The organism is Stappia sp., from assembly GCF_048268045.1.
Classification (GTDB): Bacteria; Pseudomonadota; Alphaproteobacteria; order Rhizobiales; family Stappiaceae; genus Stappia.
This window is the reverse complement of sequence record NZ_JBLWWG010000005.1, coordinates 227,966-242,000: the sequence shown is the minus strand read 5'-3', so window position 1 is coordinate 242,000 and position 14,035 is coordinate 227,966. Positions and strand designations below refer to the sequence as shown.

Annotated in this window: 14 protein-coding genes; 2 read left to right on the top strand and 12 right to left on the bottom strand. The window is 65.1% G+C overall.

The features are described from left to right. Nucleotides 1-16: 16 nt before the first annotated feature. Complete coding sequence (locus ACN0WF_RS10460; protein WP_417772761.1) at nt 17-1,240, bottom strand: multidrug effflux MFS transporter; 1,224 nt, start codon at nt 1,238-1,240, stop codon at nt 17-19. Between the two features lie 229 nt (nt 1,241-1,469). Here ACN0WF_RS10460 and ACN0WF_RS10455 point away from each other — a divergent pair, with 229 nt between their 5' ends. Both ACN0WF_RS10455 and ACN0WF_RS10450 read left to right on the top strand, forming a co-directional pair. Continuing rightward, entirely contained in the window at nt 1,470-2,924 is a 1,455-nt protein-coding gene (locus ACN0WF_RS10455) for an amidohydrolase family protein (protein ID WP_417772760.1), read from the top strand. A gap of 52 nt (nt 2,925-2,976) precedes the next feature. Next, a complete protein-coding gene (locus tag ACN0WF_RS10450) occupies nt 2,977-3,798 on the top strand; it encodes a hypothetical protein (RefSeq protein ID WP_417772759.1) in 822 nt (273 codons plus the stop codon). Here the strand turns inward: ACN0WF_RS10450 and ACN0WF_RS10445 are convergent. From ACN0WF_RS10445 to ACN0WF_RS10395, 11 genes are all read right to left on the bottom strand, one after another. Continuing rightward, nucleotides 3,795-4,766, bottom strand: coding sequence for a DMT family transporter (locus ACN0WF_RS10445; RefSeq protein WP_417772758.1), 972 nt, complete (start codon nt 4,764-4,766; stop codon nt 3,795-3,797). The two genes, ACN0WF_RS10450 and ACN0WF_RS10445, sit on opposite strands and share 4 nt — an antisense overlap. A gap of 31 nt (nt 4,767-4,797) precedes the next feature. Beyond that, a complete protein-coding gene (locus ACN0WF_RS10440) occupies nt 4,798-5,814 on the bottom strand; it encodes a DUF6352 family protein (protein ID WP_417772757.1) in 1,017 nt (338 codons plus the stop codon). Further along, nucleotides 5,814-6,308, bottom strand: coding sequence for a DUF6505 family protein (locus ACN0WF_RS10435; RefSeq protein WP_417772756.1), 495 nt, complete (start codon nt 6,306-6,308; stop codon nt 5,814-5,816). The genes ACN0WF_RS10440 and ACN0WF_RS10435 overlap by 1 nt, the downstream gene beginning before the upstream one ends. Then, nucleotides 6,305-7,075: a biotin/lipoate--protein ligase family protein gene (locus ACN0WF_RS10430; RefSeq protein ID WP_417772755.1), complete on the bottom strand. Its 771-nt coding sequence runs from the start codon at nt 7,073-7,075 to the stop codon at nt 6,305-6,307. Before ACN0WF_RS10430 ends, ACN0WF_RS10435 begins: the two co-directional genes overlap by 4 nt. A gap of 207 nt (nt 7,076-7,282) precedes the next feature. After that, complete coding sequence (locus tag ACN0WF_RS10425) at nt 7,283-7,435, bottom strand: hypothetical protein (protein WP_417772754.1); 153 nt, start codon at nt 7,433-7,435, stop codon at nt 7,283-7,285. A gap of 87 nt (nt 7,436-7,522) precedes the next feature. Further along, entirely contained in the window at nt 7,523-8,668 is a 1,146-nt protein-coding gene (locus ACN0WF_RS10420) for a formate dehydrogenase subunit gamma (RefSeq protein ID WP_417772753.1), read from the bottom strand. Between the two features lie 120 nt (nt 8,669-8,788). Then, entirely contained in the window at nt 8,789-8,986 is a 198-nt protein-coding gene (locus tag ACN0WF_RS10415) for a hypothetical protein (protein WP_417772752.1), read from the bottom strand. Nucleotides 8,987-9,165: 179 nt separating this feature from the next. After that, a complete protein-coding gene (gene fdh3B / locus ACN0WF_RS10410; RefSeq protein WP_417772751.1) occupies nt 9,166-9,765 on the bottom strand; it encodes a formate dehydrogenase FDH3 subunit beta in 600 nt (199 codons plus the stop codon). A 12-nt stretch (nt 9,766-9,777) separates the two neighbouring features. Then, complete coding sequence (locus ACN0WF_RS10405) at nt 9,778-12,759, bottom strand: formate dehydrogenase subunit alpha (protein WP_417772750.1); 2,982 nt, start codon at nt 12,757-12,759, stop codon at nt 9,778-9,780. Nucleotides 12,760-12,904: 145 nt separating this feature from the next. Continuing rightward, nucleotides 12,905-13,099 (bottom strand): twin-arginine translocation signal domain-containing protein, encoded by a 195-nt coding sequence (locus ACN0WF_RS10400; protein ID WP_417772749.1) that lies wholly within the window; start codon nt 13,097-13,099, stop codon nt 12,905-12,907. Nucleotides 13,100-13,145: 46 nt separating this feature from the next. Continuing rightward, nucleotides 13,146-13,733, bottom strand: a complete 588-nt coding sequence (locus tag ACN0WF_RS10395; protein ID WP_417772748.1) for a TorD/DmsD family molecular chaperone — start codon at nt 13,731-13,733, stop codon at nt 13,146-13,148. Nucleotides 13,734-14,035: the final 302 nt, after the last annotated feature.

The window sequence follows — 14,035 nt, the reverse complement described above, 5'->3', positions numbered from 1 at the left end:
AGAAAAAGAGGCGCGGCTACTGCCGCGCCTCGAGAATCCGGGCGATGATGCCGGTCACGACGGTGATGGCGCAGGCAACCGCCATGACCAGCACCATCGGCCAGATCGTACCGGGCCACAGAACCCCCGAGATCAGCCAGCCGCACAGCGCCGAGGCAATCGCGCCGGCGCCGATCTGGAGACTGCCGGAAAAGCCCGACGCCGCTCCGGCGAGATCCGGACGGATGCTGACCGCCCCGGCAATCGCGTTGGGCAGCGCCATGCCATTGCCGATCCCGACGAGAAACATCGGCGCGAACAGCGACAGCGGGTGGATGTAACCGGCGCCGAAGGCGAGCGCGATCACCGCGACCGCGACGACGAGGACCGTGTTGCCCCCGGTGATCATGCGGCCGATGCCGATGCGCGACGAATAGCGGCCCGAAATGCCGTTTCCAACGACATATCCTGCTGCCACCATCATGAAATAGAAGCCGTAGGTGGACGGCGTCATGGACAGGAGCCGCGCCGCAATGAAGGGCGCTCCGCCGAGAAACGTGAAGAACACGGCCGAGGTGAAGGCGGCGGTGAGCGCATAGGCAAGGAACAACGGCGAGCGCATCAGCGTGCCGTAGCTTTGCGCCAGACCGCGCAACCCACCGCCGGCGGGCTGGCGGGAATGGTTGGTCTCATGCAGCTCGAACCAGGCCCAGAAGAAGGCGCCAAGGCCGAGCACCACCATCAGCCAGGAATTCATCCGCCAGCCGAAGGTCTCGTCGAGCACGCCGCCAAGCGCGGGCCCGACCATCGGCGCGACCGCCAGGCCCATCGTCACATAGCCGATCATGCTGGCTGCCTGCGAGCGATCGTAGAGATCGCGCACGATGGCGCGCCCGAGGACGATGCCGGAGCAGCCCCCGACCGCCTGCAGGATGCGCCCTGCCAACATGAACTCGATTGTCTGCGCTATGGCGCAGACGATGCTGCCGACCACGAAGATGGCGAGCCCCCAGACCAGAACCGGCCGGCGCCCGTGCCGATCCGACAGGGGGCCGATGCCGATCTGCGCGATGGCGACCGCGGCCAGATACAGCGACAAGATGAGCTGGACCATGGCGGCGCTGGTGCCGAACGTGCCCGGAAGCGCGGGCATCGACGGCAGATAAATGTTGAGAGCCAGCGGGTTTACGGCGGAAACGGCGACCAGGAGGGCAAGCGTCGGTCGCCGGGACGGTGCGACCGTCGGGAGGCTGTTTGTCATACAAAACTTCCTATGGCCCGCCGCGATGCTTGGCAAGCCCAACCTGCGTGTGCCCCGCACGATCTCGACCTGACGGGGAAGATGGAGGATTGGGCTCCGCAAGCAGACTGTCTGGCGGGATAGTTCGCCCTCCCCCGCAACCGCGCATTGTCCACGACGACCTTCCCGACATAGTCTTGGAATCGGTCGTGCCGCGCGTCTGTCAAAACAAGCATCCGAAAGGCCCTCCATGCAGCCCAGTCTCGGCGAGAAATACCAGCACCTGGCCCATGGCTTCGGATGCCTGTGTCACACACCCGCCTTCGCGCGGATCAACGCGCGGATTACGGAAGGGCTGTCGCGCCGCTCGGTTCTGAAGGGCATCGTCGCCGGCCTGGCAGCCGGCACGCTTGGCGCCGGGGGCGCTCTCGCGGCGGACGACACCCGCCCCAGGCTCCTCACCAATACGCGCATCTTCGACGGCCGCTCGGCGCAACTGATCGAGGGCCGTAACGTGCTGGTCGAGGGCCGGACGATCACCGCGCTGGTGCCTCGGGCGGAACGTGTCGCCGATGCTCTGGAGATCGACTGTGGCGGCCGTGTGATCATGCCCGGCATGATCGACGCGCACTGGCATTCGATCCTGGCCGCGGTGCCGGAGATGGTGGCGATGACCGCCGACGTGCCCTACATCCACCTGCTCGCCGCGCAAGAGGCGGAGCGTACGCTGATGCGCGGCTTCACGACGATCCGCGATGTGGGCGGGCCGTCGTTCTCGCTCAAGCGCGCCATCGACGAGGGCGTGACGCCGGGGCCACGCATCTTTCCCTCCGGGGCGATGATCTCGCAGACCTCCGGCCATGGCGACTTCCGCATGCGCAACGAGGTTCCGCGCGATGCCATGCGCAGCATGAGCACGGCGGAAATGGCCGGCATCTCGGCCATCGCGGATGGTGTTCCGGAGGTCCTGCGACGGGTCCGCGAGCAGCTCCTGCTCGGCGCGACGCAGATCAAGATCATGGTCGGCGGCGGCGTCAGTTCGCAATTCGATCCAATCGATTCAACCCAGTTCACTGTCGCCGAGATCCGCGCCGCCGTGGATGCAGCCGCCGACTGGGGCACCTATGTCTGCTCCCATGTCTACACTCCGAAGGGCATCCAGCGCGCGCTGGATGGCGGCGTGCGCTGCATCGAGCACGGCCAGCTCGCCGACGAGGACACGGTGAAGCTGATGGCCGATGCGGGCGCATGGTGGAGCCTGCAGCCGTTCCTGGCGGATGAGGATTCCAATCCGCACGCGTCCGAGGCTCAGCGCGCCCAGCAACGCCTGATCGCCGAAGGAACCGTGCGGGCGTTCGAACTCGGACAGAAGTACGACGTCAACATGGCCTGGGGCACCGACATCCTGTTCAGCCCGGGCAAGACAGGCACCCAGGGCAAGCAGCTCGCCAAGATCGTGCGCTGGTTCTCGCCCGCCGACGTGCTGCGGCTCGGCACCAGCCGGAACGCGGACCTGCTCGGCCTTTGCGGGTTGCGCAATCCCTATCCGGCCGCACTCGGCGTGATCGAGGCAGGCGCGATGGCCGATCTTCTGGTGATCGACGGCAATCCGCTGGAGGACATCAACCTCATCGCCGACCCGGAGCGGAACCTGAAGCTGATCATGAAGGATGGACGTGTCCACAAGGACACGCTCACCTCATGAGGCATGGCCGCGCAGCACGCCTCCAATCAACATGGAAAAACGGATGATGCCGATGACCGCACCCGCCGCGCGGGCTCTGGTTCGCAACACCCTTCGCGCCTCTGCCATTGCTGCCGCCGGCCTGATGCTGCACGCCGTTCCGGCGGGCGCACAGGCGGCCGACACATCTGCCCTCACCCGCCCCGATCGGGTGCTTCAGATCACGCCCTACGGATGGGCGGCCGCCCTTGACGGAAAGATTTCGCCCTTCCGGCGCCTGCCGGCGGCGCATGTGCGCAAGGATTTCAAAGACATCCTCAGTGATCTGAATTTCGCGGGGTTCGTGCAGATCTGGGGCCGGCAGGACCGGTTCGTCTTCTCCGGCGACATGCTCTACGTCAACCTAGGCGAAAGCCAGGTCATCGGCGCCCTGCCGCAGATCGGACCGACGCCGGGCCTCAGCGCAAGCGTCGACACGAGCCAGTTCACCGCGACCGCCCAGGCCGGCTACCGGGTGATCGAAACATCGCGCTTCTCACTCGACCTGCTTGGCGGCGCGCGCTTCTGGCATGTCGATACGGAGGTTTCGCTGTATTACACGACAACGACGCTGAAGGCGAAAAGCAGCTTCGGCTGGGTCGATCCGCTGGTTTCGGCGCGGGCCTTCCTGCGCCTCACGCAAGACCTGTCGGCGATGCTTCACGCCGACGTCGGCGGTTTCGGCCTGGGGTCGCGCAACACCTGGCAGGTGCTCGGCACGCTCAACTACGATCTCGGCGAGGCGTGGACCGTCTCGGCCGGCTACAAGGCGCTGTCCGTCGACTACCGCTCGGGCGGTCACGTCTATGACGCGACCATGAGCGGACCGGTGTTCGGCGTGACCTACCGGTTCTAAGGCCCACGCTCCGGCTGCTTCGGACCGGCGAGCGCGGACGGGCGCACCGGCAGGTCGGCGCGAGCCGCGGGCCCGGGCTTGCGCATGATCTTGCGCTCGCGCATGAGGCTGTAGAGCCCCGTGGCGACGAGCACGGCGATGCCCGTAATCGTCAGCGCGTCCGGCACATCTCCCCAGACGAGATAACCGATCACGATTGCCCAGACGATGATCGAATAGCGGAAGGGAGCGACGAAGGATATGTCGCCGAGCCGCATCGCATTGATCACGAAGACGAAGCCGACCAGGATGAAACCCGCGGACCCGGCGAGAAAGACGATGTCCATGGGCTCCGGCACCAGCCAGGTTTCCACCGTCCGGAGACTGAGGCCGGCGAAGGCAACGCCGACGAGCGTGGCCAGCGACACGCCATAGGTTGGTACATGGCGCGGCAGCCGGCTGGTGGTCAGGTCGCGCACGGCCATGCAGGCGACACCGGCCAGGGCGACAAGCGACCACTGGTCGAACCCGGACATGCCGGGGCGCATGATGAGAAGCACGCCGGCGAAACCAACGCCGATCGCGCTCCAGCGCCGCCAGCCGACGGGCGCGCCGAGAAACAGCGCGCCCCCGGCCGTGATCATCAACGGCAGGACCTGCAGAATGGCGGTGGCATTGGCGATGGGGAGCTGGAAGAGCGCTGTCAGATAGAGCAGCGTCCCGGTGACCTCGGCAACGACGCGCAGCCCCACCAGCGGATGAAACAGCAGGTGAAGCTGGCGGATCGCACCATTGGCGATGCACAGGATCAAAAGAAAGAGAATCGCGAACAAGCTGCGGAACAGCATGATCTCGCCAAGCGGCAGGCGCTCGGAGACGATCTTGATCAGGCTGTCGTTGAGAATGAAGCCCACCATGGCCACCAGCATGAAGGCGATGGCACGGCCGTTCTCTGCGGCGAGTGTCGCCGGTGTCGGTGGGGACGTCATGGTCGGGATGTCTTTCTTTCGCCGCAGCGCGTCAGTTGCGATGGCGCAGCGGCAGATTTGTCAGCAGGTTCTGCGGTTTCATGCGCAGGATGCCGTCCGTGCCCATGGCCAGACCCAGCCATACAGGTTTGCCGCGCATCGTGTCGACCGTATCGGCACGATCCTCGAAATCGAGACGGAAAAGGCCGACGATGCGTGACAGATCACCTTCGCCCAGCGGAGCGCCTTCGTAAAGGGCGTTCAGGATCCGCGTCGAATCCGCGTCGAGGCCAACGTGCCATGACCAGCGCTCGTCGCGGATCGAGCGCTGCGGCTGGATGCGCACCGAAATCCCGTGGAAATGACCGATCCAGCTTTCCAGCACCCGGGCGAAGGCATCGAGCGCGGGCTCGGTGAAGCGGAAGTCGATGGCCGTATCGAAACGGTCGGACCTGTCCCAGTAGATCTCCCGGTTGTCCTCACCCAGCACATCAAGTGCAACGGAGCGCGCCGGGGTGCCGGCTTCCGCCAGCAGCGCGCCGAGCCCGCCGAGGCCGCCGGTGCGCGAATAGGTCTCGACAATCTCGGCGTCGGCCAGCATCAGCTGCCCGTCGGCGGTGGTCACCGACTGTTCGCGAAAGAACAGCTCGCCCGCCCGCGCGCGCAGCGGGTCGGCAATCTTGCGCAGGACATTGTGCAAGACGAGATGGACCATCTGGTCGATGAACATCGGTGGGAGGGCGATGCCGCCACCCTTCTCGAACAGAGCCGCATAGGCGCGCTCGATTGTTCCGCTTTCCGCCAGATGATCGCGAAACCGCAGCACGACGCGATAATTGTCCGCCGCATCCGGATCGACAATGGCGGCGATGTCCGCCTCCGTCACCCGAACGAAGGGATCCTCCATCAGCTTCTCGAAGAGCGCATGCTCAGCCGGGCAGGACTCCTCGACCGGATGGACCTCGGGGCGTGTGAAATAGGCGCGCAGAAAATCGCCGCTCACCGACAGCCAGCCATTGGCGTCGCGCGTCACGAGATGCAGGCCCGACGATCTCCAGAACGCCGGCATCAATCGTCCTCTTCCACGTCCCACACGCGTGCGTGGGGCTCCTCCCCCTCCTCGTCGTCGGGAGAAAACAGCTGGAAGCGCTCGTGCAACTGGCCTTCCTCATCCAGGGTCCGCTCAATGGTCAACAGCGCGCTTCCCTCGACGCCCTCGGCAAGATCGCAGGCGTCGGCGATCTCCGCCTCGGCAACCGAACGCGCGGCCTCGACGGACGGCGCGCCTTCCTCCTCGACGAAATGAGCCGCCAGCCGGTCGATCAGTCCCGCCAGATCCTCCTGCGAGATCGTGTCCGCCGTGGCGAAGGTTGACCAACCGAAGTTGCCGAGCGACAGGAAGCCGGAAAGGAATGCCTGTTCGACCTTTCCGGAGAGCCCTTCCTGCGTGTAGGCGCGGAATGCGAAGGTGCCGGGGATGAGCCAGTCGCCGGGCTCGGCCGCCGTCGGAAAGACGCGGGTGTCCGACTGATCGAGGCGGATGGCCTTGAGCAAGCGCTTCATGTGCGGGGTCCCTTTTCGGTTTCTGCGTGCGCGAGCGCGGTGTCGAGCATGACCGCCCGTGTTCCGCCCTCCAGACCTTCCTGCTTCAACAGCAGATTGCCGCATTCGTCCAGCCCGAGAAACCGGCCCGAGCTTCTTCCCGCTCCGGTGTCCACCGCCATGGTCCCAAGGTATCCGTCTGCACGGTAGAGCCACGCCTCCACCACATGTGAGAAACCGTCGTGCTCCCAGCGGTTCAGCCAGGTGAGCAGATGCCGTGAGATGGATTCAAGCGCCTGCGTGCTGTCGAGCCCCCCCGCCCCTTCATCGAAGAGGCTGGTCAGCTCCGGCGTCTGGCCCGGCTCAAGCTCCCCCCCGATCGGCGCCAGGCGCACGAAGAGGCCGACGATCATCCAGTCCGGCGTTCCGTTGGCGTCACCGGTCTCGCTCCACGCAACGCGGCCCTCGCCAATGACTGCGCCGTTGGCAAGCAGGATGTTCGGCCAGCGGTGCGTGAGTGCGATCTCGGGCGGCAGCCGCGCGCCAATGGCATCAACCGCCGCGACCATGGCCAGAAACAGCATCTGCGCGCAGTGCTCCGGATCGATCTCCGGCTCCAGAACCAGGGTGAAGGCGACCCGCTCGCGGTCGCGGGACCAGAGGAAATCGCCGGCGCGAAACAGCCCGTCACGCGCGCCCTGGCGCGCCCGCTCGAAGACTGAAGACCCCGCCTCGACGGGATGGCCGGTCAAGAGCGGCGGCAGTTGAGGAGCATCGGCCAACGTCATCTCACGCTCGTGCGCCGGAACGGGCACCGGCATGCAAAAAGCAAGGAGCGCCAACGAGATGCGCTCCGTGTCGGACATATGGATTCATCGTCTTCACCCCATCAGACGAAACCGGATCCCCATCCGGCAAAAGACCTTGCGAAATCGATTCAGACGGTCGGCCCAACCTCTTGCCGGGTCAGTGCAAACCGCTGCGGATTCCGCGGCTCAGTCTTCCTTGCGTAGGCCGTCGCCCGGTGACAGGCGCACCGCCTCCGGGTTCTTCGGGGCGTAGACGCGGGCGGACGAATAGTCGAGCCCGAAGCTCAGCACCGCCCAAGCCCCGGTTCCGATCACACCAGCAACGACCAAAGCGCTCACGAACGCCTTCATTTCCGCATTTCCTTATCCACTCGCCGGCGACCCGCTCCCCAGCGCGCCGCTGCGAAAGTCACATGGCCTGGAGGATCACTCGGCCGGATGCGTTGTCGGCCTCGCCTCGCCACCGTCCTCGCGCGCCTGAACCTCCTCGACCCACAGCGAGTGGTGCTCGCGCGCCCAGTTGAGGTCGACCTCCCCGGAGCCCATCGCGTCAAAGGCGCCCTCCATGCCGATGGAGCCGATGTAGATGTGGGCGATGATCACACAGACAAGGAAGACGCCCATGACCGAATGCCAGAGCGAAGCAAGCTGCTGCTCCTGAAGGGTGGTCAGCGGCGTCGGCAAGTCGGTGCCGACGAGAGAGTTCACGAGCGCGAAGGTGTCGGAGAACAGATGCGTGGTGAAGGGAAAGAGCAGTGACCAGCCCGAGACGGAAATCGAGACGCCACCGAGGATCGTCAGCCAGAAGATCACTTTCTGGCCGGCGTTGAACTTCTTCGCCGGAGGATGCAGGCGCTTGGAAAAAAGGCCGCCTGCCTGCAACACCCATTTGATGTCGGTTCGGTCGGGCAGGTTGTGGCGCACCCACATCACGAAAATGAGGACCAGGCCGGCCATGAAGGCAAAGGCCAGATAGTTGTGCAAATGCTTGCCCCACCATGTGACGGCGGAAAACGCATCCGCTCCAACCACCGGCAGCAGCACATAGCGCCCATACATGACATTGAGGCCGGTAAGGCCGAGGATCACGAAGGACGAGGCGGTCAGCCAGTGACCGAAGCGCTCGACCGCGATGAAGCGGGTGATGGTCTCGTCGCTGCGCCCATGCTCGATACGAATGCGCCCGCGCAGGGCGAAGAACAGGCACAGAAGCACCACGATGCCGAGCATCGCCCAGGCGCCATAAAGCGCGATGGGGCCATTCTTGAGCGCGCGCCAGAGCTCGCCTTCCGACTGCACGAGACGTGCGGACTTCTTGTCGGGGATGGAGACGTTGCCAGCAGCCCCGCGGCGGATCTCACGCCACATCTCGGCGTCCGAGGTGGTGCCAAGCACATCGCCGGGCACATGCCCTTCGACGGGAGACGCATCCTGCGGCGGGCGCACCGTGCCCTGCTGGGCCCATGCGGAGGGGGCAAGCGTGGCAAACGCCCCGCAGGCGACCAGCAAAAGGGTCGCCGTCACCAATGCGCGCATGAACCGCGAAATCCGTCCGTCTGGCGCTGACCGCATCGTTTCACGCTCCTCGTTTCCCTGTCGCGCCGGTTTCGCCCGCGTCCGTCGGGATGATGGCCTGTTCGTTCAGACCCGATTGTCACACGACCGCCGCCCGTCCGCGTGGCCGGCCGCTCTTCAGAAGCTCTGCCGAAGCCCGCGCTGGCGCAACTCGTGCAACTGCGCCTCGCTCAGAGGCTGATCGGGCTCGCCCTGATAGACACCCTTCTCGAGCACGAGCGGACGGTCGCGCTCTTCCTCGCGACACCCCGGCACCAGCGCCAGAACCACGGCCGAAACGGCCAACGCACAGATTGCACCCCGTCGAGATTTCACGTCTTCATCTCCATGCCCGGGCAGATGGCTCCCGGAAGATCCGGATTTTCAGGACCCTTGACGGCTCCCCGCGAAGCGCGGAAGCGGGATGGGGCTCATATCCCCACCCCGCTCCCGTGTGTCCGTTGCTTCCTGCGGTCAGGCCAGCGCCCCTTGCAGGGAAAGCGGCCGGCAGCGCATCAAAGAGTGCCGGCCTTCTTCTCGTAGGCCGTGCCCCAGCCCCATGCACCGGCGCCGAAGCCGCGGGCGACAACGCGCTCGCGGTAGATCCTGGAGACCACATCGCCATCGCCGGCCAACAGCGCCTTGGTCGAGCACATCTCCGCGCAGAGCGGCAGCTTGCCCTCGGCGAGACGGTTGCGGCCGTATTTGGCGTATTCGGCGGACGAATTGTCGACCTCCGGACCACCGGCGCAGAAGGTGCACTTGTCCATCTTGCCGCGCGAGCCGAAGTTGCCGGCCTGCGGATACTGCGGCGCGCCAAAGGGACAGGCGTAGAAGCAGTAGCCGCAGCCGATGCACAGGTCCTTGGAATGCAGGACCACGCCCTCGTCGGTCTGATAGAAGCAGTCGACCGGGCACACCGCCATGCAGGGCGCGTCCGAGCAATGCATGCAGGCAACCGAGATCGAGCGTTCGCCGGGCTTGCCGTCGCTGATGGTGACGACGCGGCGGCGGTTGATGCCCCAGGGCACCTCGTTCTCGTTCTTGCAGGCCGTGACGCAGGCGTTGCACTCGATGCAGCGCTCGGCGTCACAGAGGAATTTCATCCGTGCCATGATCTATCCTCCTCAGCCCACGCGCTCGATGCGGCAAAGCGTGGCCTTTGTCTCTTGCATCTGGGTGACGCTGTCGTAGCCGTAGGTCTGGGCGGTGTTGGTCGCCTCGCCCAGGACATACGGGTCGGCACCCTTGGGATACTTGTGGCGCTGATCCTCGCCCTGGAAGAAGCCGCCGAAGTGGAACGGCATAAAGGCAACGCCGGTGCCGACGCGCTCCGTCACCATCGCCATGACGCGGACTTTGCCGCCTTCGGGACCGTGAACCCAGACCATCTCGCCGTCGCGGATGCCGATGTTGTTGGCGTCGCGCGGATTGACCTCGATGAACATGTCCTGCTGAAGCTCGGCAAGCCACGGGTTCGAGCGGGTCTCGTCGCCACCGCCTTCATACTCGACCAGACGCCCCGAGGTCAGGATGATCGGGAAGTCCTTGGAGTAGTCGTTCACCTGGATCGACTTGTAGCGGGTCGGCACGCGCCAGAACGTCTTGTCCTCATAGGTCGCGTATTTGTCGAGCAGGTCGCGACGGCTCGTGTAGAGCGGCTCGCGGTGCAGGGGCACCGGGTCCGGGAAGGTCCACACGACGGCGCGGGCCTTGGCGTTGCCGTAGGGCGCGCAGCCGTGCTTGATCGCGACACGCTGGATGCCGCCGGACAGGTCGGTCTTCCAGTTCACACCGCCGACCTTGTCGTTGTAGTCAGACGGGATGTCCCCGCTGTGCGAGGTCTCGCCGACCTCTTCCGAGGAGGGCATGTCATTGACCATGCCGGCGACCCACTCGATCATCCGGCGCTCGTACGGCGTCAGATCCTTGTCCCAGCCCAGCTTGATCAGCATGGCCATGGTGAACTCGGGATAGCCGTCCTCGATCTCCGATCCGACCGGCCAGGAGCCTTCGGCGAGCAGGTTGTCGCCGTCCTTCTCCACGCCGAAGCGGGCACGAAAGCCCATGCCGCCCTCGGCGACCGGCAGCGAGGTGTCATAGAGCACGGCGGAGCCGGGGTGGTTCATCTCCGCCGTTCCCCAGCTCGGCCACGGCAGGCCGTAGAAATCACCGTCGGCCGGGCCGCCATTGGCGCGCAGCGTCGTGCGGTCAAAGGTGTGCTGGTTGGCCATGTGCTTCTTCATCCGCTCCGGCGACTGGCCGGTGTAGCCGATGGTCCACATGCCACGGTTGAACTCGCGGGTCACATCCTCGATCAGCGGCTCGTCGCCATTGACCTCGATGTTCTTGAACATCGGCTCCTCGAAGCCGAACTTCTTGGCCAGAAGGTAGGCGATGACGTGGTCGGGCTTGGACTCAAAGAGCGGCTCAACCACCTTCTCGCGCCACTGCAGCGAGCGGTTCGAGGCGGTCACCGAGCCGTAGGTCTCGAACTGCGTCGTCGCCGGCAGCAGGTAGACGCCGTCCTTGCGGTCGTGCATGACCGCCGACATCGTCGGGAACGGATCGACGATCACGAGAAGATCAAGCTTCTCCATCGCCCGCTTCATGTCCGGGAGACGGGTCTGCGAGTTCGGCGCATGGCCCCAGAACACCATGGCGCGGGTGTTGTCCGGCTGCTGAAGGTTCGCCTTTTCCTCGAGCACGCCGTCGATCCACCGCGACACCGGGATACCGGTCTCGAACATCATCGGTTTGTCGCTGCCGTCAGCCGCCTTCATCGTGGCGAACCGCGCGGCGAGGTCCTCGTAAGGCACCTGCCACACGCGGGCCCAGTGCTTCCAGGAGCCTTCGGCAAGGCCGTAGTAACCGGGCAGCGTGTCGGCGAGCACACCAAGGTCCGTGGCGCCCTGGACGTTGTCATGGCCGCGGAAGATGTTGGTGCCACCGCCGGCCTTGCCCATGTTTCCGAGGGCAAGCTGCAGGATGCAGTAGGCGCGGGTGTTGTTGTTGCCATTGGTGTGCTGGGTGCCGCCCATGCACCAGATCAGCGTACCCGGCCGGTTGTTCGCGAGCGTGCGCGCGACCCGGCGAAGCTGAGACCCCGGAACGCCGGTGACGCGCTCGACCTCTTCCGGTGTCCACTTGGCCACCTCGACGCGGATCTCGTCCATGCCCCACACGCGCTGGCGGATGAACTCGCGGTCTTCCCAGCCGTTCTCGAGGATGTGCCAGAGAATGCCCCACACCAGCGCGACGTCGGAGCCCGGGCGGAAGCGGACATATTCGCTCGCATGGGCAGCCGTGCGGGTGAAACGCGGATCGCAAACGATCAGCGGTGCGTTGTTCTCTTCCTTGGCCTTGAGCACATGCAGGAGGGAGACCGGGTGCGCTTCGGCGGGATTGCCACCGATGATCAGGATCGCCTTGGAATTGTGAATGTCGTTGTAGGAATTCGTCATCGCGCCATAGCCCCAGGTGTTGGCAACACCCGCGACCGTGGTCGAGTGACAGATACGCGCCTGGTGATCGACGTTGTTCGTGCCCCAGAAGGCAGCGAACTTGCGCACCAGATAGGCCTGCTCGTTGGAGTGCTTGGCCGAGCCGAGCCAATAAACGCTGTCAGGTCCGCTTTCTTCGCGGATCTTCAGCATCTGGTCGCCGATCTCGTTGATCGCCTCTTCCCAGGAAACGCGCACCCATTTTCCATCAACCAGCTTGGTCGGATATTTCAGGCGCCGCTCGCCATGGGCGTGCTCGCGCACCGAAGCACCCTTGGCGCAGTGCGAGCCGAGATTGAAGGGGCTGTCGAAGCCCGGCTCCTGTCCCGTCCAGACACCGTCCTGCACTTCGGCCAGAACCGTGCAGCCGACCGAACAATGCGTGCAGATCGTCTTCTTGATCTCGGTCGAGGCGCTCGTCGGCCCCGCGGCTTCCGCCTTGCGGACCATGCCGCCGGTGAAGGCGCCGGCAGCGGCTAGCCCGCCGGCCGCCAGGCCCGAGCGACGCAGAAAGGTGCGCCGGTCCATGGCACTCGCGCCGATGGCCTCGATCGCGGAGGCAAGCCGCGTGCGACGGGCGACGGAGCTCGTCTTCTTTCTCAGCATCTCGTTTCTCCCTCGAACCGCGCGGCGGGAGCGCTTTGCACTTCCCTGCCCGCCTCCCGTTCCCTCGATGCGGAACGGCGCGGGCGCCTCGCGAAATGTTATCGGATCCGGCGGCTCGGCCTTGCGGACCGAACCCCATCGCCGCTCAGAAGCTCGACGTCTCGTAGACGCGCTTGACGTGCTCGGTCTCGCGGTAGCCCGCGGCAGTCTTCGACGTCGGCGCGGCCGCCTCCGCCTTTTCACTGGCGACAAGAGCCGCTGGCGCCGCCACGACGCCCAGGCCGGCAAGCTTCAGGAAGCTGCGACGGTCGGCCTCGACGGCCGTATCCTTGCGTTTCATGTCCACTCTCCTCAGTCAGCCGCGCCCGGGCGGGCCACGTGTTGCGTCACGACGCCTCGAACATGACGTCAAGCTGCGCCTCGATCTCCAGGAAGGCGAGGCCCAGCCGGCCAATGGCCGGATAGAGATCGCCAGAGGTCGAGGCTGCGAGATCCTTGAAGAAATACGGCGCCCAGGTCGAAAGATGGGCGCGGAAGAAGCGGCCCGCCGCCTCCGGCTCGCCGCTGCCGAAGTCCCCGATGATGAGCCCGGCCATCATCTGGCACTCGGCCGCGATATGGTCCTCCGGCTCGCTGACCGAGGGATCGCGCTCGATGCCCAGGCGCCGCATGTCCTGACGCAGAAGCGCCAGCGGCTTCTCGTTCAGGAAACCGGTCAGATAGAAGGAGCCGTAGGGAACGAGCTCGCCCCGGCCAACGCCGATGAAAAGATCGTGGTAGTCGCGTGCAACCCGTTCCGGGTCGGCCTTGTGCGCCGCGGTCGCCAGGTCGCCGACCGCCTGTCCGAGTGCGCCGTCGCCACCCGAAAGGCCGCAAACCACATCAAGCCAGTCCTGCCCGACCGGGCCAGCGAGCGCGGACGCGAGAAGATCATAAACCGCCGCGCGGTCCCGGTCTTCTTCCGTAATTGTCATGAGTGCCCTTGCGCCATTTTCAGCGGTCATCTCGTACCTCGCATGCGCGCTTTTGCTGCACATGCTCTGTAGTTGAGCCTTCGACCGGCAAACACCAGCCCAAGGCAGTCTCCCTCATCGGCAGAATAGACATGACGAATACGACGATGCAAACGCTTTAAGTGCTGCGTCGCGCAAGCTTAAATTTGACTTTTTCTCATATTTTTCAGACAAATAAGAAAATTAAAACACAGAAAGACACAAATCACATAGGCAGGGACGGATCGACGCCTGTGCAATGCACAATCGCCTATCCCCAATGT